We start from the raw sequence: 26,268 nt of genomic DNA on the forward strand, positions 1-26,268 counted from the left end.
ATTTATAATTAGAGTTAATAATTGTTATTTCGATGTATATGCTGTAAGGATAATATTGGATATTTTCCAATATGTTTTAAAGCAGAAATAGTAGCGAATGCTCCATTTAAAGTAGAATCATAATGTATTTTGTAATTTAGAGCTGTTTTGCGTATTTCATGAGTTTCTTTATTTTTTTTATTATCTATTGATGTATTTATTATGTAAATATATTTTTTATTTTTAATGCCATCTTGTATGTTTGGTCTTCCTTCATGAATTTTATTTACTAATTTTATCGGGATTCCTTGATTTTTTATTTTTAAATAAGTACCTAATGTTGCTTCTAAATTAAATTTTAGTTTTTTTAATTTTATAGCAATATCAATAATTAAATTTTTATCTTGATTTTTTACAGATAATAAAACTGTTCCGTGATTTTTAAGATTAGCGGATACTCCGAGCATAGCTTTGTAAAAGGCTAATGAAAAACTTTTACCGATACCCATCACCTCTCCGGTAGATCGCATTTCTGGTCCTAAAAATGGATTAGATTCTGGAAATTTATTAAATGGTAATACAACTTCTTTGACTGAAAAATATTTTGGCTTAATTATTTTAATGTATTTTTGTTGTAATAGATTTTTTCCACAAATTGCACGCATTGCTATTTTTGCTAATGGCGCTCCAATAGATTTTGATACGAATGGAATAGATCTAGATGCTCGAGGATTTACTTCTAAAATAAATATTTTTTTGTTTTTAATGGCAAATTGAATATTAATTAGTCCTAATACATGTAAATTAAGAGCTAAAATTTTTGTTTGATTTATTATTTCTTTTTCTATTTTTTTATTCAATGTATGAACAGGTAAGGTACATGCTGAATCTCCCGAATGTATTCCTGCCGGTTCTATATGTTCCATAATTCCACCGATAAAGACGTTTTTTTTATCACAGACGGCATCTACGTCTACTTCAATAGCATTATCTAGATATTGATCTAATAAAATAGTTTGATTTTTTGATTGTTGATTACGATTTGAAAAATATTTTATAAGATGATCGTTATCATAAATAATTTTCATATCTCGTCCACCTAATACATATGAAGGACGCGCAATTATTGGATATCCTATATTATTAGATTTTTTTAACGCTTCTTTTATATTATTTGCTGTATCATTTTTAGGTTGTTGTAATTTTAGTTTGTGAATTATTTTTTGGAATTTTTGTCTATTTTCAGCTATATCAATATATTTTGGTTGTGTTCCTAGAATATTAATTTTTTCTTGTTGAAAATATTTGGCTAATTTTAATGGTGTTTGGCCTCCATATTGAATTACAATCCCCATAGGTTTTTCTATACGTACGATTTCCAATATTTCTTCTAATGCAATAGGTTCAAAATATAATCTATCGGATATATCGTAATCTGTAGATACTGTTTCAGGATTACAATTAATCATAATTGTTTCATATTTATCTTTTTTTAATATTTGTGATGCATGCACGCAACAATAATCAAATTCAATACCTTGGCCAATTCTATTTGGGCCGCTACCAAGAATGATAATTTTTTTTAAATTTTTTGTAGGTAAGGATTCACATTCATCTTCCCAGGTAGAATACATATAGGCGGTTTCTGTAGAAAATTCAGCTGCGCAGGTATCTATACGTTTATAGGTAGGGTGTAATTTTAGTTTATATCTTTTTTTACGTATGTCATCTTCTTGAACATTTATCAGTTGAGAGATACGTAAATCTGAAAAACCTTTTGATTTTAAGTATTTTAATTGTGCATAATTAAAATCAGATAATTTCTTATTTTTTGTTTTTTCTTCTATCAAAATTAAATTTTGTATTTGTTGTAAAAACCATTTATCAATGTATGTTAGTTTGTATATTTTATCTATAGTCCATTTTAATCGAAAAGCTTCTCCTATATACCATAATCGTTTTGGACCAGTTTCTTTTAATTCATATTTTATTTTTTTTTCTTGTATTATGTTATTATCATCTATTTTTTTAGTATTTATATCAAATCCTGTAGATCCAATTTCTAAACTTCTAATTGCTTTTTGTAATGATTCTTGAAATGTACGACCAATAGCCATTACTTCTCCTATTGATTTCATTTGTGTTGTTAATCGATCATTACATTTATGAAATTTTTTAAAATCAAATCTAGGTATTTTAGTTACAACATAATCAATGGAAGGTTCAAAAGCTGCTGGTGTGTTATGTCCAGTAATATTATTTTGTAATTCATTCAAGGTATATCCTATAGACAACTTTGTAGAAATTCGCGCGATAGGAAAACCCGTAGCTTTTGAGGCTAAAGCTGATGATCGAGATACTCTAGGATTCATTTCAATGACTATCATTTTTCCAGTTCTTGGATGTATTGCGAATTGTACATTAGATCCTCCGTTTGTTACGCCAATTTCTTTAAGGATCATTATTGCAGCATTTCGCATATTTTGGTATTCTCGATCACTTAATGTTTGAGCGGGAGCAATAGTTATAGAATCTCCGGTATGTATACCCATAGGATCTAGATTTTCTATGGTACAGATAACAATAAAATTATTTAATTTATCTCGTATTACTTCTAATTCGTATTCTTTCCAACCAATTAACGATTCGTCAATTAATAATTCGGATATTGGCGATAATTCCAGACCTTTTATACAGATATTTTGAAATTCTTCATAATTATATGCAATACCACCGCCACTACCTCCCATAGTAAATGAAGGCCTTATAATACTCGGAAAGCCAATAGATTTAATTATTGTATTTGCTTCTTTTATATTATGAGCAATACCACATCTTGCTGTTTGTAGATTAATTTTATTCATTGACTTTTCAAATAAAGATCTATTTTCAGCTTTTTGAATAGATTTAATTGTAGCTCCTATTAATTCTACGTTATATTTTTTTAATATTCCTGTTTGATATAATTGTAACGCACAATTTAAAGCAGTTTGTCCTCCCATAGTAGGTAAAATAGCATCTGGTTTTTCTTTTTTTATAATTTCTTCAATAATTTTTACATTAATAGGTTCAATATATGTTTTATCAGCAATATCAGGGTCTGTCATAATAGTTGCTGGATTAGAATTAATCAATATAACGGTATATCCTTCTTCTTTTAATGCTGTACAAGCTTGAACGCCTGAATAATCAAATTCGCAGGCTTGTCCGATTATAATAGGTCCAGATCCTATTATTAATATAGAGTTTATATCATTTCTTTTGGGCATTTGAAATTTCCTTGTTATGCATATTTTTAATAAAGATATCAAATAGTTTTTGAATGTCATGAGTACCTGGATTGGATTCAGGGTGTCCTTGAAAACTAAAAGATGGATGGTTTTTTAACTTAATTCCTTGAACAGTTTGATCAAATAAAGAGATATGTGTAATGATCATATTATTTTTTATTGATTTTTTGTCAATAGTAAAATTATGATTTTGAGTAGTAATAAATACACGTTTAGTAGATATATTTTGGACCGGATGGTTTGATCCATGATGTCCGAATTTCATTTTAATAATTTTTGCCCCTAACGATAATGCTAAAATTTGATGACCAAGACAAATTCCAAAAATAGGAATTGAAAAATTGAGTAATTTTTCTATATTTTTGATAGATATTGAGTATGATCGTGGATCGCCGGGACCGTTTGACAATAAGACCCCAGAGGGTTGTAGTGATAATAATTTTTTTACAGAAGTATTTGATGGAATTAAAGTAATTTGACATCCTTTATTTTGTAAAATTTTTAATATACTTGTTTTAACGCCAAAATCATATACAATAACATGGAATCTTTTTTTATTGTTAGTATCTGTAAATTGTACAGGATTCCATTTTTTAATTTTATTTACTCCAGTAAATGTAATTATTTTTTTTTTATTTTTATAATTATTTATTTTTTGGATAGCATTTTTTATATTAATATATTTTTCAGATTGTATGCATCCATATAAAGATCCTGTATTTCGTAAAATATGAGTAAGTTTTCTTGTATCGATATTTGATATAGCAATAATATGATTTTTTTTTATATATTGGGATAAATTTTGTGTGCTGCGATAATTACTATCGAGAGGTGATATAGATCGAGTAATAATACCATTAGCATGAATTTTTTTAGATTCTTCATCTAGTTTATTTGTTCCAACATTACCAATATGCGGATTAGTAAATGAAATAATTTGTCCTAAATACGAAGGATCTGTTAAAATTTCTTGATATCCGGTAAGAGCAGTGTTAAATACTATTTCTCCAATTGTTTCGCCTTCTATACCTACAGAGATACCTTGGAAAACAGTACCATTTTCTAAAATTAAATGCGCTATTTTTTTCAAAATATTCTCCTAATATATGATTTTTATAAATATATATAAAATACTAAATTTTAATTAATAATATTTTATTATATTATTGGTAATTTTTATAAAATAGAAATATTTTTAAGCACATCAGACATTTTATATAAACCAGTTTTTTTGCTGTGTATCCAGATAGCTGCCTGAAGAGCTCCTTTTGCAAAAGCTGATCGATGTATAGCTTTATGTACAATGGAAATTTTCTCATAATCATTAGAGAATAATACGGTATGTTCGCCAATTGTATTTCCTTCTCTAATAGTTGAAAAACCAATTGTATGCTTTTTTCGTATTCCAATATTTCCGTATCGTGAAAATACAGCTGATTTACTGAAATTCCAATTCATTGATTTTGAAATAATTTTACCTAATTGTAATGCAGTTCCCGAAGGTGCGTCTATTTTGTGTCTATGATGCGCTTCAATTATTTCAATATCAGCACTATTACCTAATATATGTGACATATATTGTATTATTTTATGCATTACATTAATACCGATACTAAAATTTGGAGAATATAATATTGGAATTATTTTAGAGGCTTGCTTAATTGTATTCATTTGTGCAGGATTAAATCCTGTTGTTCCTATGATCATTTTTTTTTTGTATTTAATACAGTATTCTACCATTTTTATGGTAGTGTATGGTGTGCTAAAATCAATTAATGTATCAAATGATAAAGTATTTTTATTTTTTCTGAGAGCATTTAATGTAGTAAAAAAATTTTTTTTATTTGTAGAAGATTTTTGGTCATCATTTAAATAATTTTTCATTTGTTTTTTTTGAATTAATCCATATATTAATTTAATATATTTGTTTTTTTTAATTTCTTTAATTAAAATTTTTCCCATACGACCAAGTGCACCAGAAATAACGACTTTAGTATTGATATTTTTCATGTTTGATGTTCTTATAGGTAAGATGTTATTGAATAGTTGATATAAATATATTAATATTTAGCATTAATTAGATTGTTAATAATACGTGTTTATTTTAATAAATGTTATTTTCCATAACAAATGTTATTAATATAATTATTAAATATTTTTATTAAAATTATTATTTATATTTATATGGATAATTAGTTATCTTAAATGATGATTAATTTTAATATATATATATTTATATTTTGTTAAAATTATATAAATTTTTTATAAGAAAATATGTTTTTTACCTGTTTGATTAATATTTTCAAGACATTTATAGCAAATATTTGTATTTTTATTTGTAAAATTGTTTTTTTTTGAATAATTCCAACATCTTGGACATTTAATTTTATTACTTTTTTTTATTATTATTTTTAAATTTTTAATGTTATTACTCGAATAAGCGATTTTCGGTGCAGAAGAATATCTATGTAACTGTGTTTCAGATACTAAAAATATATATTTCAATTCATTGTTAAAAGATAGGAGTAAGTTAAATAACTTTATATCTACATATAGTGTTAGCATTATTTCTAATGAATTATGTATATATTTATTTTTTTTTGCTTGTTCAATATATTTATTGACTTCATGTCTGACAATAAATATTTTTTTCCAAAAAAATATATTATAAGGAATATTGTTAGGAAGTGGTTTTGTTTTTTTAAACCATTTTTCGGTAAATATAGATTTTTCTTTTTTTATTTTAAAATAATTCCATGCTTCTTCTGCTGTAAATGATAAGATAGGAGCAATCCATCGTATAAGGGAATTTAATATATAAAATATTGCTGTTTGACCACTTCGTCTTTCTATACTATTACTATTTTTAGTGTATAATCGATCTTTAATTAATTCTAAATAACAAGATCCTAATTTAATAGAACAAAAATGAATAATTTTTTGTACTACTTCATGAAAATTATAAATTGAGTAGTTTTTAATAATTTTTTTTTGACATGTATATGTTATATCTAATATCCATCGATCCAACAATAACATTTTTTTATATTTTACAACATGGATATTTTTTTTAAAATCAAAAATGTTAGAGAATAAAAATCTTATTGTATTTCTAATTCTTCTGTAGTGGTCGGAAATTTGGTGTAATATTTTATCAGAAATAGATATATCATTAGTATAATTGGTATAAGCTACCCATAGTCTTAAAATATCTGCTCCCCATTTTTTAATTATATCTTTAGGTTTTGTATTATTTTCTAAAGATTTAGACATTTTTTGGCCAAGTTCATTAACAACGAATCCATGAGTTAGCACTGATTTGTATGGAGCATGATTTTTTGTAATTACAGATGTAATTAATGATGACATAAACCAACCGCGATGCTGATCTGATCCCTCTAAATATAAGTTAGCAATATAATTTAATGTATTATTGGTATAATTCTTATATATTTTAAGTTGATGATTTGATCCTGATTCAAACCATACATCAAGAACATCATTAATTTTTTCATACATATCAGCGTTTTTTTTTATCCAAGTATGAGTATTAGATTTCCACCATATTGTATAACCGTATTTTTTAATTTTTTTTGATATTTTTTTCATTATATCAACAGTATCTGGATGTAATTGACCGGTATGTTTATGTATAAAAAATGGAATTGGAATGCCCCATGTTCTTTGTCTAGATATACACCAGTCGGGTCTATTTTTTAACATTATTTTCATTTTATTTTTTCCCCATCCAGGAATCCATAAAACTTTTTTAATTTCTTGTAGCATGCTATCTTGTAATAATGGGTCAGATAGTTTTATAAACCACTGTAATGTAGTTCGTAGGATAACAGGTTTTGTGTGGCGCCAGCAGTGTGGATATGAATGTTGAATAGTTTCTAAAAAAAATATTTTATCATTATTTTTTAATAACTTTAAAATTATATCTTCTTTATTGAAGATATGAATATTATTTAGTGGATAAAATTTTGGTAAATTATAAAATCCATATGAATTAACGATTTGGGTAGGTTTTATTTGATATTTTTTACATGCGATAAAATCTTCGTATCCGTGATCTGGAGACATATGTACTGCTCCGGTTCCTAATTCATTAGATACATGTGTAGATAATATAATTGGAACATAAATATTTAAAAATGGATGTATACATTGCAAATTTTCTAAATTTTTTCCATTTATACAATTAATAATTTTCCATTTTTTTATGTTAATTTTTTTTATTATTTTTTTTGTTAATTTTTTTTCAAAAATATAATATTTTTTTTCAATTTTTATTAATTGATACTTTAATTGTGGATTAACAGCAATAGCTTGACATGTTGGTAATGTCCAAGGTGTAGTTGTAAAAATAACGATTGAAATATTAGTAACGGGATTTATTTTATCTTTGGTGGGATTGTTAAATTTTATTTTTGATAAACTGTTATTTTTTAAAATAAATGACACATAAAGAGATAGTGATTTTTTTTTTTGATATTCTATTTCAGCTTCAGCTAAAGAAGATTGACAATGAAAACACCAATGAATAGGTCTGAGATCACGATAAATATATTTTTTTTCAACAATTTTAGCTAATACATTTATAGTATTAGATTGATTTACATAGTCTAAAGTTAAGTTACTATTATCCCAATCTGCTAAGATTCCTAATCTGATAAAATCCTTTTTTTGCTGATGAACTTGTGTTAACACATATTTATAACATATTTTACGAAATTGCTTTTTATTTATGTTATTTTTTTTTTTTAATATTTGTTCTACTTTTTGTTCGATAGGTAATCCATGACAATCCCAACAAGGAATATAAGGCGCAAAAAATCCAGACATACGTTTAAATTTTAGTATTATATCTTTCAATATTTTATTAACAGCATGACCAATATGAATATCTCCATTTGCATAAGGTGGTCCGTCATGCAAAGAAAAAATTTTTTTTTTTTTGTTATATACATGTAAATTATCGTATAATTTATTTTTTTTCCATTTTTTTAATATTTCTATTTCTTTAATAACTAAATTTGCTTGCATAGGAAATTTTGTTTTAGGTAAATTTAACGATGTTTTGATTGTTTTCATATATGCCTCATAGTAAATTGATAGATATATTATTTTTTAAAATTATAAAAAAAATTTTATATCATTACTAATGAATGTTTTTTTTAAAATAAAAATTTTTAAAATAGTATTTATTAAGAATTTTTAATTATTAATAATAGTATATATAATAGTTTTATTAATTTTAATCGATATAACGATATATTTATTATATTTTGATCATAAATATCGTTAATTAATAATTGGTATTGTTTTATATGTAATATATTTTATATTATATTAACATGAATAATATTATTTATAATATATATATTTTATATATTTATATATATAAAATATATATATATTATTAGTTATAACTTATAATAAGATTTATATTAATAAATATTATAAATATTTTTAATATCAGTAATTTTTATCAATAGCACTCATTTATGAGGTTGTGAATATTATGGCAAATATAAAATCATCTAAAAAACATGCAATTATTTCTGAAAAAAAAAGAAAATATAATTTTAGTAAACGATCTGCAATAAAAACTTTCATAAAAAAGGTATATTTTTTTATCAAACAAAAAAATAAAGAAAAAGCGAATGAAACATTTTGTATATTACAATCTATTATTGATAGATATGCTTTGAAAGGAATTTTGCATGTTAATAAAGCTGCTAGACATAAATCCATATTAACAAAATATATTAAAAATATTGTCTAATATATTTTACAAGATATATATAATAAATTATATAAGTATTGCATCTATTTTATTTTATATAGATAGCAATACCCTCTTTGCTATATTTTTATTGTGTAAGATTATCAAAAAATCTTTTAACACTATCAAAAAATCTTTTGGATTGAGGGCTATGGTTTTCTCCTTTAACTTCACCAAAACTTTTTCCTAATTTTTGTAATAGATGTTTTTGAAAGGTATTTAATTTGACAGGTGTTTCTACTATTATTTTGCATAATAGATCTCCGGGATATCCTTTTCGTACTGATTTTACACCTTTGCCTCGTATTCGAAATAATTTGCCTGATTGTGTTTCAGAGGGTATTTTAAGCTTTATTCTTCCTGTTAACGTAGGTACTTCGATTTCTCCGCCTAAGGCAGCTATGACAAAATTAATAGGAACACTGCAGTGAAGGTTATTATCTTCTCTAATAAAAATAGGGTGTTTTTTTACAGTAACTTGTATATATAAATCTCCTGATTGTGCCCCGCATTGTCCTGCTTCACCTTCATGATTTAATCTAATACGATCGTTGGTATCTATACCTGCTGGAATTTTAATAGATAATTTTTTAGATATTTTAATACGACCTTGCCCATAACATATTTTACATGGATTTTTTATAACTGTTCCGTTTCCTTGGCACGTAGAACACGTCTGTTGCACACTAAAGAATCCTTTTCTCATTTGTATATGTCCGTGACCGTTACAAGATGTACATGTTTGTGGTTTTGCTCCATATGCTGATCCTTGACCGGAACATGCTGTACATTTATTTAATGTCGGAATCTTTATTTCTTTTGTAGTTCCCTGTACGGCTTCTTCTAATGTAAGATTCATATTATATTGTAAATCAGATCCTTTTTTTTTGGTGTTTTTTCTATTATTGCCAAAAATATCACCAAACACATCCCCAAATATGTCGTTTAGATCAGATGTTGATGTGGTAAAACTACTGTGAAATCCTCCGGTATTATTATTCTGTTCAAATGCTGCATGTCCGTATTCATCGTATGCATTTCTTTTTTTTGCATCACTAAGAACTTCATATGCTTGTTTAATTTTTTTAAATTTTTCTTCTGCCGCTTTATTGCCCTGATTACGGTCAGGATGATATTTAATAGCGAGTCTTTTATAAGCTCTTTTTATTTCACGTTCATTAGCATTATTAGATATCTCTAATATTTTATAGTAGTCTTGTTGTGTCATGATTTATTATTATTCCTAATATAATATATATTAATAGGGGTGTAGATAGAATATTCTACACCCTTTGATATAGAATTAGATATTTTGGATTTATTTTTTATTATTTTTGTAATTAAATTTTTTTCATATATTTTGAATTATTTGTTTTTATCTTTTTCTTTAATTTCTTCAAATTCTGCATCTACTACGTTTTCTTTGTTATTGTTTGCATCTTCTTTTTTATCAGTATTATTATTTGTATTATTTTTTTTTAATAATTCTGTTAATTTTAAATTTAATTGTAATACTTTTTGTATGTTTGCATCAATTTCTTCTTTATTTTCACCTTTAAGAGCAAGATCTAATTCTTGTAAGGATTTTTCAATATCTGATTTTGTCGTTGAATCAATTTTTTCTTTGCATTCAGATAATTGCTTTTTGGTATTATGAGAAATTTGATCACCTTGATTTCTAACTTTTATTAATTCTTCAAATTTTAAATCTTTTTCAGAATTTTCTTGTGCATCGTCAATCATTTTTTTAATTTCATCTTTATTTAATCCAGATGAAGATCGTATAGTTATTTTTTGTTCTTTTCCTGTTGTTTTGTCTTTTGCTGAAACATGTAAAATACCATCGGCATCAATATCAAAAGTTACTTCTATTTGTGGAATTCCGCGTGGAGCTGCTTGAATACCATCTAAGTTAAATTGTCCTAGAGATTTATTATCTAGAGCTCTTTTTCTTTCTCCTTGTAATATATGTATTGTTACAGCAGATTGATTATCTTCAGCCGTAGAAAATGTTTGACTGTGTTTAGTAGGTATAGTTGTATTTTTGTTAATTAATGGGGTCATGACTCCACCCATTGTTTCAATTCCTAATGATAACGGTGTTACGTCTAATAACAGTACATCTTTAACTGTACCAGATAATACACCACCTTGAACAGCAGCGCCGATAGCAACAGCTTCATCAGGATTTACATCTTTTCTTGGTTTTTTTCCAAAAAATTCTGTTACTTTTTTTTGTACTAAAGGCATTCGAGTTTGCCCACCTACTAATATAATATCATTAATATCTGATATTTTTAACTTAGCGTCTTTTAATGCTACTTTTAACGGTTTAATAGATTTAATGATTAGATCTTCGACTAATGATTCTAATTTTGCTCGCGTTACTTTAATATTTAAATGTTTAGGGCCTGTAGCGTTAGCTGTAATATATGGTAGATTTACATCAGTTTGTTGTGTTGCAGAAAGTTCAATTTTTGCTTTTTCAGCTGCTTCTTTTAATCTTTGCATTGCTAATGGATCATTACTTAAATCCATTCCTTGTTCTTTTTTAAATTCTTCAACTAAAAAATGAATTAATCGATTATCAAAATCTTCTCCACCTAAATGGGTGTCTCCGTTTGTAGAAAGTACTTCAAAAGTTTTTTCTTTATCAACATCATCAATTTCAATAATTGAAATATCAAATGTTCCTCCACCTAAATCATATACTGCAATTGTTCGATTACCTGTACCTTTATCTAAACCATACGCAAGTGCTGCTGCTGTTGGTTCGTTAATTATTCTTTTAACTTCTAATCCTGCTATTTTGCCTGCATCTTTAGTAGCTTGTCTTTGAGCATCGTTAAAATATGCTGGTACTGTAATTACAGCTTCAGTAACTTTTTCTCCTAAATAATCTTCAGCAGTTTTTTTCATTTTTTTGAGAATTTCAGCAGAAATTTGAGGCGGTGCAATATTATCTTGTTTTATTTTTAACCAAGCATCACCATTTTTTGATTGGACGATGTCATATGGCATGATTTTAATATCTCTTTGTACTTCTTCGTCTTGAAATTTTCTTCCCATTAAACGTTTAATTGCAAAAAGTGTATTTTTTGGATTAGTAATAGATTGTCTTTTAGCTGGTTGTCCAACTAAAATTTCGTTTTCTTTGGTATAAGCAATAATAGAAGGTGTAGTACGTTCTCCTTCTGCATTTTCTAATACTTTAGCTTTATTATTATCCATAATAGCTACACAAGAGTTTGTAGTGCCTAAATCTATTCCAATGATAGATCCCATTTTAGTAATCTCCTAATTTATATTTTAAATGTAATTTAAAAATATTTTAATAACTATTAATAATATTTTTGTAATTATTAATAATTTTATTAAATAGATAATATTAATAAAATGGGGTCAGTTTATAAAGCATCAAGGGTAAAAAAAAAATATAATTTTATTTATTTCAAAATAACGTATCAAGAATGTTTTTAATCATATTAATGAATTAATAATTAGATTTTTTATAGTAAAATTATAACTTTTTTTTATAAGATGTTATAATTAATTGAATGAAAAATATATATATAGATATATTAATATCATTTTTATATTTTATTTTTATTGTCTATAATGAGAATTAATTAACATTTTTGAGTTTATAAATATTTATGAATATAAGTGATCAACATTTACATTTTATTTTTTTTGTATTTGGTGTTTTTGTACTGTGTTTTTTAATGTTATTATGCGGTTACGTATTGGGCGGTAGATCATATTTTCAAAAATCTCCAGATCCATTTGAATCTGGTGTTATTTCAGTTGGGTCTGCTCGAATACAAATACCTATTAAGTTTTCTTTAATTGCTATTTTATTTGTTTTGTTTGATGTAGAAATATTGTATTTATATTTTTGGTCTTTATGTATACGAGAATCTGGATGGATAGGTTTATTGAGTATTTGTTTTTTTATTCATATTTTATTTATGACATTATTTTATTTGATCAAAAATAATATATTAGAGTGGGTCATTTTAAAATAAATATATATTTTTATTTTTTATTTTTAGTAAATTACATAAATCATGTATTGATTAGTTATTAAGCTTTTAATATTCGCTGAATTTATTAATAAAACATTATCATGTCAGTTAATGACAAAAGGATTTTTAAATATGAAATATACTTTAACGCAAGTTAATAAAAATAAAAACATATCTGAAAAATATCCATTAAATACGGTAGATACCGTATTAGATCCTATCACAACACAAATGCAAAATAATGTATTTTTTGGGAAAATTTCTAAATTTTTTCATAATATTGTAAATTGGGGTCGTAAAAATTCTTTGTGGCCTTATAATTTTGGTTTATCGTGTTGTTATGTAGAAATGGTAACTGCATTTACATCTGTTCATGATGTTTCTCGTTTTGGTTCTGAAGTTTTACGAGTGTCTCCTAGACAAGCTGATTTTATGGTTATTGCGGGAACGCCTTTTATTAAGATGGCTCCCATTATACAAAGATTATATGATCAAATGTTAGAACCGAAGTGGGTCATTTCTATGGGAGCATGCGCAAATTCTGGCGGAATGTATGACGTATATTCAGTTGTACAAGGGGTAGATAAGTTTCTCCCAGTAGATATTTACATACCAGGTTGTCCTCCTAGGCCGGAAGCATATATTCATGCATTAACGTTATTACAAAAATCTATTTCTAAAGAACGTCGTCCATTATCATGGATAATAGGTGATCAAGGAGTTTATAAACCAAAAATGTTGTCCGAAAAAGAAAAAAATAATAATAAAAGAATTTCGGTGATAAATATTGATTCTAATGATAGTTTTTAATTTAAATTTTAAATTTTTTAATATATTGTTGTTTAGTTTTATTAACAGTATTTATCTAAAATAGATATATAGTACACTTATAGGAATTCAATCATGTCTGATATTGGTTTGCAAAAAAATTTTTTTTTTAAATAATATTGATAAAAAATTTTGCGATAAAAATCCTATTATTAATTCTTTATTTAAAATATTTGGAAAAAAAAATTTTTTTATTCAAAATACTTGTTTTCAATATCCAGTTTTATGGATTAATAGAAAAATTTTAATAAAGGTCATTCATTTTATAAAGAAAAACGATATTTGTTCATATGAAATGTTATTTGATCTACACGGAATTGATGAACGTCTGCGAAAAAACACTGATAATATTCCTAATACTGATTTTACAGTATTTTATCATTTTCTATCAATTACGCATAATTGCGATCTTATTTTAAAAGTAGCTTTATTGGAAAATAAACTACAATTACCTACTATTACTTCAATTTTTTTAAACTCAAATTGGTATGAACGTGAAACATGGGAAATGTTCGGTATAAAATTTATCGGACATCCTTGTTTAATTCGTATCTTGATGCCTAAAAATTGGGTTGGACATCCTTTACGGAAAGATTATGCGTCTCATGCAACGGAATTAGATAGTTTTTTTTTTACTAAACAAAAAGAAGACGTAGCAATGGAAGCGTTGCGTTTTTGTCCTGAATCATGGGGTTTAGAGAGTAATAAATCTGATAATTCAAAATATATGTTTTTAAATTTTGGACCTAATCATCCTTCTTCGCATGGAGCTTTTCGAATAATATTACAATTACATGGAGAAAAGATAGTAAATTGTATTCCTGATATTGGTTATCACCATCGCGGTGCAGAAAAAATTGCTGAACGACAATCTTGGCATAATTACATACCTTACACAGACCGTATAGAATACTTAGGCGGATGTATTAATGAAATGCCTTACATACTAGCTGTAGAGAAATTAGCAGGTATTATTGTACCTGATCGTGTTCAAGTAATTAGAATTTTATTATCTGAATTATTTAGAATTAATAGTCATTTATTATTTATTTCTACGTTTATTCAAGATGTAGGAAGCATGAGTACTGTTTTTCTTGCTTTTACTGATCGTCAAAAAATTTATGATATAATTGAATATATTACTGGTGCTCGTATGCATCCTGCTTGGTTTCGTATTGGAGGAATCGCTAAAGATTTACCTATTAATTGGCATTATTTTTTAAAAGAATTTTTAATGTGGATGCCAAAACGTTTAGATTTTTATGTAAAAATAGCATTAAAAAATAGTATTCTTGTTTCTCGATCTGTTGGTATAGCATCTTATGAAAAAAAAGAGGCGTTATCTTGGGGAGTTACAGGTGCAGGATTAAGGGCAACTGGTGTAAATTTTGATGTTAGAAAACAACGTCCTTATTCAGGTTATCAAAATTTTGATTTTGATGTTCCGATTGGTAATACAGTTAGTGATGCTTATACTCGAGTATTGTTAAAAGTTGAAGAAATCAGACAAAGTTTAAAAATATTACAACAATGTTTATTAAATATGCCAAATGGTTCTTTTAAATCGGATCATCCTCTAACTACTCCTCCGTATAAAAAAAATTCTTTATTTAATATTGAAACTATGATCACTCATTTTTTACAATCATCTTGGGGGCCAATCATGCCTGTAAATGAAAGTTTTCAAATGATTGAAGCAACTAAAGGAATTAATAGTTATTATTTAATTAGTGATGGTAATTCAACAAGTTATCGTACTCGTATTCGTACTCCTAGTTTTGCTCATTTACAACAAATTCCATCTGTTATACGCGGACAGTTAATTTCAGATTTAATTGTTTATCTTGGTAGTATTGATTTTGTTATGTCAGATGTAGATCGTTAAATATTTTTATAAATTATAATAAGGAAAATATGTGTTTCGTTTAAGTTCATTAGAAATTTCTGAAATTTTATTAAAAAAAAAATGTTATCGTGATTCACGAGCAGTGTGTATTGATGCTTTAAAAATTGTACAAAAACATAGAAAATGGGTTTGTAGTAATTCTATTATAGCAATTTCTGAACTTTTATCTATTCCGGTGTGTGAGGTAGAAAGTGTTGCGACTTTTTATTGTCATATTTTTAGAAAACCAGTAGGTTTTCATGTAATTCGTTATTGTGATAGTGTTGTATGTTTTATTAATGGTTATCGTAAAATTGAAAATCAATTGATATCTACTTTAAATATACAACCAGGAGAAACTACGAGTAATAATCAATTTACATTGTTACCTACTTGTTGTTTGGGCGCGTGTGATAAAGGCCCTGTAATGTTAGTTGATGAAAATTTATATACTAATCTCACTTCTACAAAGGTATTAGAATTATTGGATAAATATAAATGAAACATATACTGAAAAATCCAGAAACGCATCCGTTAACATGGCGTTTAAAAAAATATTGTAAACCAGTTAAAATAATAGAGTACTGTAATACTAATGGTTACCAAGCTTTAAAAAAATCTTTAAAATATATGAATTCTAATGAAATAATATCTTTGGTTAAAAAATCTGGTTTAAAAGGTAGAGGAGGTGCTGGTTTTCCAACTGGTAATAAATGGGATTTAATGTCAACAAGTTCTGTTAAAGATATTAGATATTTAATCTGTAATGCTGATGAAATGGAACCTGGAACGTATAAAGATAGATTCTTGATAGAATATTTACCACATCAATTGATTGAAGGTATTATTATCAGTGCGTTTGCTTTGCAAGCTGAATGTGGATATATTTTTTTGAGAGGTGATTATTATTTATCAGAAAAAATTTTAACACAATCTATTCGTGAAACATATCAAGCTGGATTTTTAGGAGAAAACATTTTAAATAGTGGTTTTACTTTTAATTTATTTGTACATACTGGTGCCGGTCGTTATATTTGTGGGGAAGAAACTGCATTGATTAATTCATTAGAAGGTAAGCGTGCAAATCCACGATATAAACCGCCTTTCCCTGCTAACTTTGGATTATGGGGAAAACCTACATGCGTTAATAATGTAGAAACATTATCTAATATTCCCGCAATTATTTTGTATGGAGCGAATTGGTATTTAAATTTATCTAAAAGTATAGATTCAGGTACTAAGTTATTGGGTTTTTCAGGTCGCGTAAAAAGACCGGGTTTATGGGAATTACCGTTGGGTATTACAGCAAGAGAAGTTTTAGAAGATTATGCAGGTGGAATGCAAAAAAAATTAACCTTACAAGCTTGGCAACCCGGTGGAGCAGGAACTAGCTTATTATCTTACAATGATATTGATATAAAAATGGATTTTACTAGTTTGCAAAAAATAGGTAGTCGATTAGGAACAGGAATCGCTATGGCTATAGACGATAAAGTTAATATTATTTCTTTATTAGTGAATATTGAAAAATTTTTTTCTCGAGAATCATGCGGATTCTGTACTCCATGTAGAGAAGGATTACCTTGGATTGTTAAAATATTACAATCCTTAGAAAATAAAAATGGATATAGTGGCGATATTTCGATATTAGAGCAATTATGCACCCATTTAGAATCAGGAAAAACATTTTGCGCACATGCTCCAGGAGCAATTTCTCCATTAAAAAGTGCGATAAAACTTTTTCGTAACGATTTTAAAAAAGGTATTAATTTAAATAATAAAAAACAGAACAATATAGATATTGTTTCTTTATATGAATAGTATATGTGATAAATAGTGTTTATTGCGTATATGGATAAAATAGTAATAAATGTTTAATACAATATTTGTATATAGCGGTATAGTCGGTATTTTAAAGTGAGTATTTTATAATGATTAAAATTTATATTGATAAAAAAATTTTTTTTGTTGAATCATCTTGTAATCTTTTACAAGCTTGTTTATCTGTAGGTATTAATATACCCTTTTTTTGTTGGCATCCAGCATTAGGCAGTATTGGTTCTTGTCGACAGTGTGCGGTTAAAGTATATCAGAATGATGATGATCAAATTGGAATGATTGTTATGGCATGTATGTTATCGGTTAAACAGGATATGAGAATATCAACTACACATTCAGATGTAATAAATTTTCAAAAAAATATTACTGAATTAATGATGTTAAATCACCCGCATGATTGTCCTGTTTGTGCAGAAGGCGGTAGTTGTCATTTGCAAGATATGACTGTTTTAAACAAGCATCATATTCGACGTTATAGATTTGAAAAACGTGTTTACAATAATCAATATTTAGGTCCATTTATCTCACATGTTATGAATAGATGTATTACATGTTATCGTTGCACTCGATATTATAATGATTATGCTGGTGGAAAAGATTTTGGAGTATATGGTTCAAATAACAAAATTTATTTTGGTCGTTTTGAAAATGGTATTTTAGAAAGTGAATATTCTGGGAATTTAATTGATATATGTCCAACAGGTGTATTTACCGATAAAAGTAATATTGATGATTTTTATCGTAAATGGGATTTACAGTATTCTCCTAGTGTATGTCATAATTGTAGTATTGGATGCAATATTAGTTTAGGGGAACGTTTAGGTAAATTATGCCGTGTTGATAATAGATATAATAAACATTTGAATCGATATTTTTTATGTGATTTGGGTAAATTTGGTTGTAATTATGTAAACTTTACTGTTACTTCAAAGCCATTTAAGCTCAAAAATAATATTACTAAATTTTTAAATTATTCGGAAGCAATTAATTTAATTTCTAATGTTTTACAAGATTCCTCAAATAGAGTATTAGGAATTGGTTCTTCACGAGCTAGTATTGAGAGTAATATGGCATTGTTTAATTTAGTTGGAGAGAATAATTTTTCTAATGGAGTATTACCGGAATTAAATCAATGTACTAATTTAATTGCGGATATTATAAAACGTGGAGGCTTACATACTCCTTCTATTTCAGAAATTGAGCAATATGATGTAATTTTAATTATAGCTGAAGATATTACTCAAACTGCAGCATTAGCGGCATTATCAGTACGTCAGGCAGTAAAAGGTGTATATTCTTCTATTTCAGATGAACATAATATACCTATATGGCATATTAATGCTATAAAAAATATTGCTCAGAATAAAAAAAATTTATTATTTATTATTAATGGAAGTGAAACTAAGCTAGATGATATCAGTAAGATTAGTTACCATGGATCTATACAAAAACAGTTACAATTTAGTACAGCAATATTAGATTGTATTAATAATAATACACAATATGTACAAGATAACCATCAAGATATATTTGATCAAGTAAATTTAATTGCTAAAGCATTATGTAATTCTAAAAAACCATTAATTATTTCAGGCACATCATATTATCATACTGAATTTATTAAAATATCTTTTAATATTGCGAAATCATTACAGACAAAAGGATTACCGGTTGGTTTAGCATTATTTCCACCCTCAGCTAATAGCATAGGAGTTTCATTAATTCCAAATATTTCTTTAAATATTATGTTTGATATAATTCATTCAGAAAAAATAGATGTTTTAATCATTTTAGAAAATGATTTATATCGATTGTATGAAGCAAATTTTATAGATAATATTTTAAAAAATATCAATACCGTTATAGTAATAGATCATCAAAACAATAGAATGACAAAAAATGCTCATATTTTTTTACCATGTACTAATTTTTTTGAAAGTTCCGGAAGTATTGTAAATTATGAAGCTCGTTTACAGCGTTTTTTTAGAACTCATAATCCTAACTTTTATAATAAAAAAATATATAAATTAGATAGTTGGCGATGGATATATGCTATTAAACATAATATTAACTCTTTTATGTCCATTCAATTATTTACTCTCGATAAAATGATGAAATTATGTTCTTTATGGAATTCTATTTTTAAAAAATTAAAAGATTCTGCTCAATCTGCAGATTTTAAAATTCATGGTCAAAAAATTGCTAGATCATCTCTACGATTTAGTGGTCGTTCTTCTATGTTTGCTAATAAAAATGTACATGAACCTGTTTCTCCGATAGATCCTGATAGCATGTTTTCTTTCTCTATGGAAGGGAATCAACAAACAGAAAATAATTTTTCTCATGCTCCATTTTTGTGGTCTCCTAATTGGAATTCTAATCAATCATTACATAAATCATCTAATCGTTTAAATAATCAATTTATTCATTTATATGAGGGTATACTTTTATTTAAGGATTATAAAGAAAAAATTTTATCAAATTTTGATATAAAAAGATTTAATAAAAATGTAGCACAAGATTCATTATATTTTCGAATTATTCCATATTATAAATTATTGGGTAGTGAAGAAATGAGTCAAAATTATTTTGTCAAAATAATGAAAATAAATGTTATTTATGTTCGAATGAATGATTCTGATGCTTTTAGATTAAAAATTAATAATGGTGATATATTACAATTTCAGGTAAATAATTTATTTTTTAGATTTCCTGTATTCCTATCTAAGCAAATAAATGTATTTCATATTGGTTTACCAATAGGTTGTGGTAAATTACCAGCTATTTTCTTTAATAAAGTTGCTACAAATTTAACAAAGTATAATAAATAAATATTTTATTGAATTGGGTTTAATATTATGAAAAATAAATTTTTTTTTTCTATTAGTTTTTTGATTATAACTATATTTAGCGCTAGTTTTTTGAGTATAGTAGAGAGAAAGATATTGGGTTTATTACAAAATCGATATGGCCCAAATAGGGTTGGATGGGGTGGTTGTATGCAGGTACTAGCTGATGGTATTAAGCTTCTTTTTAAAGAAGACTGGATTCCCCCTTTTTGTGATAAATTTTTGTTTATTTTAGCGCCTATAATTTCTTTTATCTCTTTTTTGTGTGTTTTATCAAGTATTCCTATTACTTATGATTATATTATTATTAGTTTAGATATTGGATTATTATTTTTTTTTATGATGTCATCTATATCAGTATATGGAGTTTTATTAGCTGGTTGGTCTAGTAATAATAAATATGCTTTATTAGGATCAATTAGAGCAGTAGCGCAAATGTTAAGTTATGAGGTTTTTTTAGGTCTTTCTGCTTTAGGAACTGTGATGCAATGTGGATCTTTTAACTTAATAGATATTATTTATTCACAACAAAGAATATGGAATGTTATTCCACAATTTTTTGGTTTTATTATGTTTTTTATAGCATGTATTGCAGTTTGTCACAGACATCCTTTTGACCAACCAGAATCAGAACAAGAATTAGCTGATGGTTATCATATTGAATATTCTGGTATGAAGTTTGGAATGTTTTTTATTGGAGAATATATTTCTATTATGACTGTTTCTGCTTTGATAGTTTGTTTATTTTTTGGAGGATGGCTTGGTCCTTGGTTTCCACCAATAATATGGTTTTTATTAAAATTTTTTTTGTTTATTTTTTTATTTATTTTAATAAGAGCATCTTTACCAAGACCTAGGTACGATCATGTTATGTTATTTGCGTGGAAATTTTTTTTTCCATTATCATTATTGAATTTAATTTATACATCTTTAAAAATTTTATTATAATTTCGAGGTTTGATAATGTATGAATATAAAAAATATTTTTTTAAATTTTTTTAGCTATATTCGTAGTATATTTTTGATATTTACTAATATTTTTGCAGCACGTGAAACACGATTGTATCCAGAACAACCATTAAATTTATCATTACGATATAGAGGTCGTATTATTTTAACTCGAGATCCCGATGGTTTAGAACGATGTGTTGCTTGCAATTTATGTTCTGCTGTGTGTCCTGTTAACTGTATTTCATTAAAAAAGTCAGAAGATATAGATGGTCGTTGGTATGCTAAATTTTTTAGAATAAATTTTTCGCGTTGTATTTTTTGCGGTTTATGTGAAGAAGCTTGTCCTACTGCAGCGATTCAATTAATTCCGGATATAGAATTAAGTGAATTTAATCGAAAAAAATTAATTTATGAAAAAAAGGATTTACTGATTTCGGGGCCTGGAAAATTTCCAAAATATAATTTTTATTCTATTTCAGGTGTAAAAAATAATAATAAATCACATAATGCTACTTCAAAAAAGATACTAAACTGTGTTGATGTGACATCTTTATTGCCGTAGGGATAATTTTATGATTTTTGTATTTTATTTATTTAGTTTGCTATCTGTTATTTTTTCTTTATTAATAGTGATAAGTCGTAATTCAGTTTATTCTTTATTGTATTTGATTTCTCTGATATGTTCTATTTCTGGTATTTTTTTTACTTTAGGGATGATTTTTATAGGAGCGTTAGAAGTAATTATTTATGCTGGAGCTATTATGGTTTTATTTGTTTTTTCGGTAATGTTAATAAATAATAATTTATTTCAAAAATGTAATCGATTAAATCGATCGATAAATTTTTATGAAATTTTATCTTTTATATGTTTAATTGTAATTTTATTAATTTTATCTATCCAATTTATTAAAGAAAAAAATAAAATTTTAATTTTTAATGATATAGCAATGAAACAAATCAGTATGTGTTTATTTAATAAATACGGATTTTTGGTAGAATTTACATCTTTATTGTTATTATCTGCATTACTTGTAGTATGTATACTTTTTAAGTAATAAGATTTATTTTTGTGTTTTTATAAGGATAAAATATAAGACTATGTTGCTATTAAATCACGGAATTATTGTATCGATTATAATATTTATAATCGGTTTAATGTCTTTATTAAGAAATAAAAATTTAATATTTACATTAATTAGTTTAGAAATACTTACTAACGCAATTGCTTTAGCGATAGTATTAGTAGGGCATTATTGGAATCAAACCGATGGTCAAATTATGTATGTATTTATTATCACTACAGCAGCAGCGGAAGTTAGTATAATGTTAGCTTTTTTTTTAAAAATATATAAACAGTATAATACGTTAGATATATTTCAGTTAAGCGAGATTGATAAATGAATTTAATTTACTATGTAGTTATATTTCCATTATTAAGTTGTTTATTATTGGTATGTTTGCAAAAATTTTTGTCAAAAAATAATGTTGCATTGATTAGTATTTCTTCAGTTTTTGTATCTTTATTATTTTTATTATATGTAATATATGATTATTATCATAAAATTAATATATCGAAAATTTTTTTTGTACCAATGTTGCATTGGATAACTGTAAATAATTACAATATTGAATGGAATTTTTTAATAGATTTTTTTTCTTTATCTATGTTAGCAATGGTTTTATTAATTAGTATATGTGTATATTTATTTTCTTTTTGGTATATGCGAGATTCAGTTGTATATACGAAATATTTCATATATATGAATTTATTTATTTTGTGTATGATAATTTTTATATTGACAAGTAACTTAATTACTATGTTTTGTGCTTGGGAAATAGTTGGAGTTTGTTCATATTTATTAATTGGTTTTTATTTTAATAATGAACGAAATGGATATGCTGCTATTAAGTCATTTTTAATGACTCGATTTGGTGATGTGTTTTTTTTAATTTCTATTTTTTTAATTTTTTTAAAATTTAATACAGTAGATTTTTTAACGTTACAGAATTCTATTGATAAAATTATTTTTTTAAATAACAGTACAAATTACTTATCTATAATAACTTTTTTATTAATTATTGCAGCTATAGGAAAATCAGCGCAAGTACCTTTACATACATGGTTAATAGGGGCCATGGTTGGTCCAACACCGGCTTCTGCTTTAATTCATTCAGCTACTATGGTGACTATGGGTGTTTATTTAATATTGCGGACATATGTATTATTTATATTTAATACTTATGCCATGAGTTTGTTAGCTATAATTGGTTGTATAACTATTATAATATCTAGTATTTCGGCTATTTTTGAGAATAATATTAAATGTATTTTAGCTTATTCCACTATGAGTCAAATTGGTTATATGTTTTTAGCGTTAGGATCTAATAATATTAAGGGTGCATTTTTTCATTTGATCTGTCATGCTTTTTTTAAATCTATATTGTTTTTGTCAGCTGGGTCTATTATAAAATGTGTAAATAATGAACAAAATATTAGTAAAATGGGCAGTTTGTATAAAAAAATTCCTTTTGTTTATATAACTTTTTTAATAGGAAGTTTTTCTTTAGTATCGTTACCGTTTCTTACTTCTAGTTTTTATAGTAAAAGTAATATACTATTTAATATTTTATACCATAAAAATAATTTTTTATTAATATTTAGTTTAATAGGAATATTTTTAACTTCGATATATGTATTTCGGATGGTATTTTTAGTATTTCACGGATCGCATAAATCTAATTTTGTATTTGTTAAGAAAAATTTTTTTCATAATATATCATTATTTGTTTTATGTATTGGTTGTACTCCAATTACATGGAATTTCATGTCATATATATGGAATCAATTACATTATGAATCTTTTATTATATTGTCGAATTTTGTTTATGTAGAATATTTGTCTAGTATTTTATCAGTATTTGGTTTTATTATAGTATATTTTATATATATAAAGAAAAATTTTTTAATAAAAAATTTTTCTTTAAATAAAGTGTTTAATTTATTTGATATATTAACTTATAATTATTGGTTTTTTGATGTTTTTTATTCTTATATATTTGTACAAACATATTGTAATTTATCAAATTATTTAAATAAAAATAATTTTTATTATATAGAAAGATTTTTATTAGATAAAATTTTTTTTCCTATTAAACGGTTATCTAATCTAAATTCACTTAATATGATCCATCATATTAGATGGTATATTTTTTGTTTAACGTCAGTTTTGTTAATTATTTTTTTTGTTAATTATTATTAAATATAATTTAATGATATTGTAATAATTTTGATAAATTTTTATATATCTATATATATAGTAAGGATAATATATTGTATGATACTTTTAATTTTTATATTAGCTCCCTTATTAGGAGCTATATTATCAGTATTGATGGGATTTTTGGATAAGAGAATTCCTCGTTATATAGCTGCTTTTTCTATGGCAAGTTGTTTATTAGTTGCATTATTTATTTATTTTACTAGTAACGGTATATTTAAAGAAAATATTGCTATTCATACATTATTTATTACATTCCACAAAATATGGTTTTCAGAATATGGTATTTCGATTTATTTGGGTTTAGATAATTTATCATTATTAATGATTTTACTAACTTCTTTAATTGGATTATGTTCCGTGTACTGTGAGTGGTATAAATTAAATAATAAAATAGGAATATTTTATGGTTTTTTATTGTGTATTATATCGGGTATGTTTGGTATTTTTTTATCTTTTGATATGTTTTTATTTTTTTTATTTTGGGAATTAATATTAATTCCTATGTATTTTTTAATTATTTTTTGGAATAAAAATAGTAAAAATTGTTATGATATTATTTATGTTGCTCGTAAATTTTTTATTTATTCACAAATATCTGGTTTTTTATTATTATTTTTTATATTGAATATAGCGTGTGTATACTATAGTAATTTTGGAATTTGGACGTTTAATTATTTTGCTTTAAAGAATGTCAAGATGTCTATATATACTGAATTTTTTTTAATGTTTAGTTTGTTGTTATCTTTTATTATAAAAATTCCATTATTTCCGTTTCACGGTTGGTTGCCTGATATGCAAGAGCATATTTCTCCTTCAGGATCAGTGGATTTAATAGGAATTTTATTAAAACCAGCTGTATATGGATTATTACGATTTTATTTAGTATTTTTTTCTCGTACGTCTCATATTTTATCTTTATTTTTAATGTTTATTGGTTTATTTTCAATGTTTTATGGTTCTATCATGGCGTTTTCTCAAAAAAATATAAAAAGATTATTAGCATATTCTACTATTTCTAGTATGGGTATTATTTTTGCTGCTATACATAGTAATAGTATAGTTGCTTATCAAGGTGTTTTATTATATTTGGTATCATCTGTTGTTTCTACAGCTGCGTTATTAATTTTAAATGGAAAAATATTTATTCATATCAATACTCAAAATATTTATTGCATGAATGGATTGTGGTCTTATATGAATTTTATTCCATCATTTTTTTTATTTTTTTCTCTAGCAATGTTAAATATACCTATGACTGGAAATTTTAGTGGTGAATTTATGATGTTATTTGGTATTTTTATGCAATATCCGATTCTTGGATGTTTTTTTATTTTTGGTTTATTTTTGTCTTCTATTTACTTTTTAATAATGATACAGCGAGTATGTTATAGTTCTAACCAATTATCTATTATAAAAAATGAATTAAATTTTTTTGATTTTATTATATTATTTGTATTTGTATTTTGTTTGTGTTTTTTAGGATTATATCCTAAATTTATTTTAAAATTTTTATCGGATATATAAATTAGGTATATCATGATTATATG

At 25.4% G+C, this 26,268-nt stretch carries 19 protein-coding genes; 13 read left to right on the forward strand and 6 right to left on the reverse strand.

Features of this window, described 5'->3' with window-relative positions:
• Window positions 1-14 precede the first annotated feature (14 nt).
• The 4 genes from carB to ileS form a co-directional block, all read right to left on the reverse strand.
• A complete protein-coding gene (gene carB / locus BUCIKOCA2762_RS00475) occupies window positions 15-3,248 on the reverse strand; it encodes a carbamoyl-phosphate synthase large subunit (RefSeq protein WP_154028373.1) in 3,234 nt (1,077 codons plus the stop codon).
• The gene (gene carA / locus BUCIKOCA2762_RS00480) at window positions 3,232-4,359 is read right to left on the reverse strand and encodes a glutamine-hydrolyzing carbamoyl-phosphate synthase small subunit (protein WP_154028375.1); all 1,128 of its coding nucleotides are present in this window, start codon (window positions 4,357-4,359) and stop codon (window positions 3,232-3,234) included. Before carA ends, carB begins: the two co-directional genes overlap by 17 nt.
• A gap of 86 nt (window positions 4,360-4,445) precedes the next feature.
• On the reverse strand, window positions 4,446-5,279 hold the full coding sequence (gene dapB / locus BUCIKOCA2762_RS00485; RefSeq protein WP_154028377.1) for a 4-hydroxy-tetrahydrodipicolinate reductase: 834 nt from the start codon (window positions 5,277-5,279) through the stop codon (window positions 4,446-4,448).
• A 252-nt stretch (window positions 5,280-5,531) separates the two neighbouring features.
• On the reverse strand, window positions 5,532-8,366 hold the full coding sequence (gene ileS, locus BUCIKOCA2762_RS00490) for an isoleucine--tRNA ligase (RefSeq protein ID WP_154028379.1): 2,835 nt from the start codon (window positions 8,364-8,366) through the stop codon (window positions 5,532-5,534).
• A 430-nt stretch (window positions 8,367-8,796) separates the two neighbouring features.
• On the opposite strand from ileS, the gene rpsT reads away from it, so the two are divergent.
• Window positions 8,797-9,060 (forward strand): 30S ribosomal protein S20, encoded by a 264-nt coding sequence (gene rpsT / locus BUCIKOCA2762_RS00495; RefSeq protein WP_154028380.1) that lies wholly within the window; start codon window positions 8,797-8,799, stop codon window positions 9,058-9,060.
• 88 nt (window positions 9,061-9,148) lie between these two features.
• Here the strand turns inward: rpsT and dnaJ are convergent, their stop codons facing one another.
• On the reverse strand, window positions 9,149-10,288 hold the full coding sequence (gene dnaJ / locus BUCIKOCA2762_RS00500; protein ID WP_154028382.1) for a molecular chaperone DnaJ: 1,140 nt from the start codon (window positions 10,286-10,288) through the stop codon (window positions 9,149-9,151).
• Window positions 10,289-10,425: 137 nt separating this feature from the next.
• The gene (dnaK, locus tag BUCIKOCA2762_RS00505; RefSeq protein WP_154028384.1) at window positions 10,426-12,345 is read right to left on the reverse strand and encodes a molecular chaperone DnaK; all 1,920 of its coding nucleotides are present in this window, start codon (window positions 12,343-12,345) and stop codon (window positions 10,426-10,428) included.
• Between the two features lie 371 nt (window positions 12,346-12,716).
• On the opposite strand from dnaK, the gene ndhC reads away from it, so the two are divergent.
• The 12 genes from ndhC to BUCIKOCA2762_RS00565 all read left to right on the forward strand — a co-directional run bounded on the left by ndhC (window position 12,717) and on the right by BUCIKOCA2762_RS00565 (window position 26,245).
• Window positions 12,717-13,088: an NADH-quinone oxidoreductase subunit A gene (ndhC, locus tag BUCIKOCA2762_RS00510; protein ID WP_154028386.1), complete on the forward strand. Its 372-nt coding sequence runs from the start codon at window positions 12,717-12,719 to the stop codon at window positions 13,086-13,088.
• A gap of 132 nt (window positions 13,089-13,220) precedes the next feature.
• Complete coding sequence (locus tag BUCIKOCA2762_RS00515; protein WP_154028388.1) at window positions 13,221-13,898, forward strand: NuoB/complex I 20 kDa subunit family protein; 678 nt, start codon at window positions 13,221-13,223, stop codon at window positions 13,896-13,898.
• Between the two features lie 100 nt (window positions 13,899-13,998).
• Window positions 13,999-15,801 (forward strand): NADH-quinone oxidoreductase subunit C/D, encoded by a 1,803-nt coding sequence (gene nuoC / locus BUCIKOCA2762_RS00520; protein ID WP_154028390.1) that lies wholly within the window; start codon window positions 13,999-14,001, stop codon window positions 15,799-15,801.
• A gap of 31 nt (window positions 15,802-15,832) precedes the next feature.
• Window positions 15,833-16,303, forward strand: a complete 471-nt coding sequence (nuoE, locus tag BUCIKOCA2762_RS00525; protein ID WP_154028392.1) for an NADH-quinone oxidoreductase subunit NuoE — start codon at window positions 15,833-15,835, stop codon at window positions 16,301-16,303.
• Window positions 16,300-17,622: an NADH-quinone oxidoreductase subunit NuoF gene (gene nuoF, locus BUCIKOCA2762_RS00530; protein WP_154028394.1), complete on the forward strand. Its 1,323-nt coding sequence runs from the start codon at window positions 16,300-16,302 to the stop codon at window positions 17,620-17,622. The genes nuoE and nuoF overlap by 4 nt, the downstream gene beginning before the upstream one ends.
• 110 nt (window positions 17,623-17,732) lie before the next feature.
• Window positions 17,733-20,471: an NADH-quinone oxidoreductase subunit NuoG gene (gene nuoG, locus BUCIKOCA2762_RS00535; protein WP_154028396.1), complete on the forward strand. Its 2,739-nt coding sequence runs from the start codon at window positions 17,733-17,735 to the stop codon at window positions 20,469-20,471.
• Between the two features lie 27 nt (window positions 20,472-20,498).
• Complete coding sequence (gene nuoH, locus BUCIKOCA2762_RS00540) at window positions 20,499-21,437, forward strand: NADH-quinone oxidoreductase subunit NuoH (RefSeq protein WP_154028398.1); 939 nt, start codon at window positions 20,499-20,501, stop codon at window positions 21,435-21,437.
• Window positions 21,438-21,456: 19 nt separating this feature from the next.
• On the forward strand, window positions 21,457-22,002 hold the full coding sequence (nuoI, locus tag BUCIKOCA2762_RS00545) for an NADH-quinone oxidoreductase subunit NuoI (RefSeq protein WP_154028400.1): 546 nt from the start codon (window positions 21,457-21,459) through the stop codon (window positions 22,000-22,002).
• A gap of 10 nt (window positions 22,003-22,012) precedes the next feature.
• On the forward strand, window positions 22,013-22,495 hold the full coding sequence (locus tag BUCIKOCA2762_RS00550; RefSeq protein WP_154028401.1) for an NADH-quinone oxidoreductase subunit J: 483 nt from the start codon (window positions 22,013-22,015) through the stop codon (window positions 22,493-22,495).
• Between the two features lie 43 nt (window positions 22,496-22,538).
• Window positions 22,539-22,841, forward strand: coding sequence for an NADH-quinone oxidoreductase subunit NuoK (nuoK, locus tag BUCIKOCA2762_RS00555; RefSeq protein WP_154028403.1), 303 nt, complete (start codon window positions 22,539-22,541; stop codon window positions 22,839-22,841).
• A complete protein-coding gene (locus BUCIKOCA2762_RS00560; protein ID WP_154028405.1) occupies window positions 22,838-24,700 on the forward strand; it encodes an NADH-quinone oxidoreductase subunit L in 1,863 nt (620 codons plus the stop codon). Before nuoK ends, BUCIKOCA2762_RS00560 begins: the two co-directional genes overlap by 4 nt.
• A 75-nt stretch (window positions 24,701-24,775) precedes the next feature.
• A complete protein-coding gene (locus tag BUCIKOCA2762_RS00565) occupies window positions 24,776-26,245 on the forward strand; it encodes a complex I subunit 4 family protein (RefSeq protein ID WP_154028407.1) in 1,470 nt (489 codons plus the stop codon).
• The last annotated feature ends 23 nt before the right edge of the window (window positions 26,246-26,268 follow it).

The sequence above is a fragment of the Buchnera aphidicola (Cinara kochiana kochiana) genome (assembly GCF_900698905.1).
Classification (GTDB): domain Bacteria; phylum Pseudomonadota; class Gammaproteobacteria; order Enterobacterales; family Enterobacteriaceae; genus Buchnera_F; species Buchnera_F aphidicola_W.

What these genes read in the sequence shown, in the direction of transcription:
- carB (WP_154028373.1), bottom strand. Translation starts at nt 3,248, where the DNA reads ATGCCCAAAAGAAATGATATAAACTCTATATTAATAATAGGATCTGGA.
- dapB (WP_154028377.1), bottom strand. Translation starts at nt 5,279, where the DNA reads ATGAAAAATATCAATACTAAAGTCGTTATTTCTGGTGCACTTGGTCGT.
- ileS (WP_154028379.1), bottom strand. Translation starts at nt 8,366, where the DNA reads ATGAAAACAATCAAAACATCGTTAAATTTACCTAAAACAAAATTTCCT.
- rpsT (WP_154028380.1), top strand. Translation starts at nt 8,797, where the DNA reads ATGGCAAATATAAAATCATCTAAAAAACATGCAATTATTTCTGAAAAA.
- dnaJ (WP_154028382.1), bottom strand. Translation starts at nt 10,288, where the DNA reads ATGACACAACAAGACTACTATAAAATATTAGAGATATCTAATAATGCT.
- dnaK (WP_154028384.1), bottom strand. Translation starts at nt 12,345, where the DNA reads ATGGGATCTATCATTGGAATAGATTTAGGCACTACAAACTCTTGTGTA.
- ndhC (WP_154028386.1), top strand. Translation starts at nt 12,717, where the DNA reads ATGAATATAAGTGATCAACATTTACATTTTATTTTTTTTGTATTTGGT.
- BUCIKOCA2762_RS00515 (WP_154028388.1), top strand. Translation starts at nt 13,221, where the DNA reads ATGAAATATACTTTAACGCAAGTTAATAAAAATAAAAACATATCTGAA.
- nuoF (WP_154028394.1), top strand. Translation starts at nt 16,300, where the DNA reads ATGAAACATATACTGAAAAATCCAGAAACGCATCCGTTAACATGGCGT.
- nuoG (WP_154028396.1), top strand. Translation starts at nt 17,733, where the DNA reads ATGATTAAAATTTATATTGATAAAAAAATTTTTTTTGTTGAATCATCT.
- nuoH (WP_154028398.1), top strand. Translation starts at nt 20,499, where the DNA reads ATGAAAAATAAATTTTTTTTTTCTATTAGTTTTTTGATTATAACTATA.
- nuoI (WP_154028400.1), top strand. Translation starts at nt 21,457, where the DNA reads ATGAATATAAAAAATATTTTTTTAAATTTTTTTAGCTATATTCGTAGT.
- BUCIKOCA2762_RS00550 (WP_154028401.1), top strand. Translation starts at nt 22,013, where the DNA reads ATGATTTTTGTATTTTATTTATTTAGTTTGCTATCTGTTATTTTTTCT.
- nuoK (WP_154028403.1), top strand. Translation starts at nt 22,539, where the DNA reads ATGTTGCTATTAAATCACGGAATTATTGTATCGATTATAATATTTATA.
- BUCIKOCA2762_RS00560 (WP_154028405.1), top strand. Translation starts at nt 22,838, where the DNA reads ATGAATTTAATTTACTATGTAGTTATATTTCCATTATTAAGTTGTTTA.
- BUCIKOCA2762_RS00565 (WP_154028407.1), top strand. Translation starts at nt 24,776, where the DNA reads ATGATACTTTTAATTTTTATATTAGCTCCCTTATTAGGAGCTATATTA.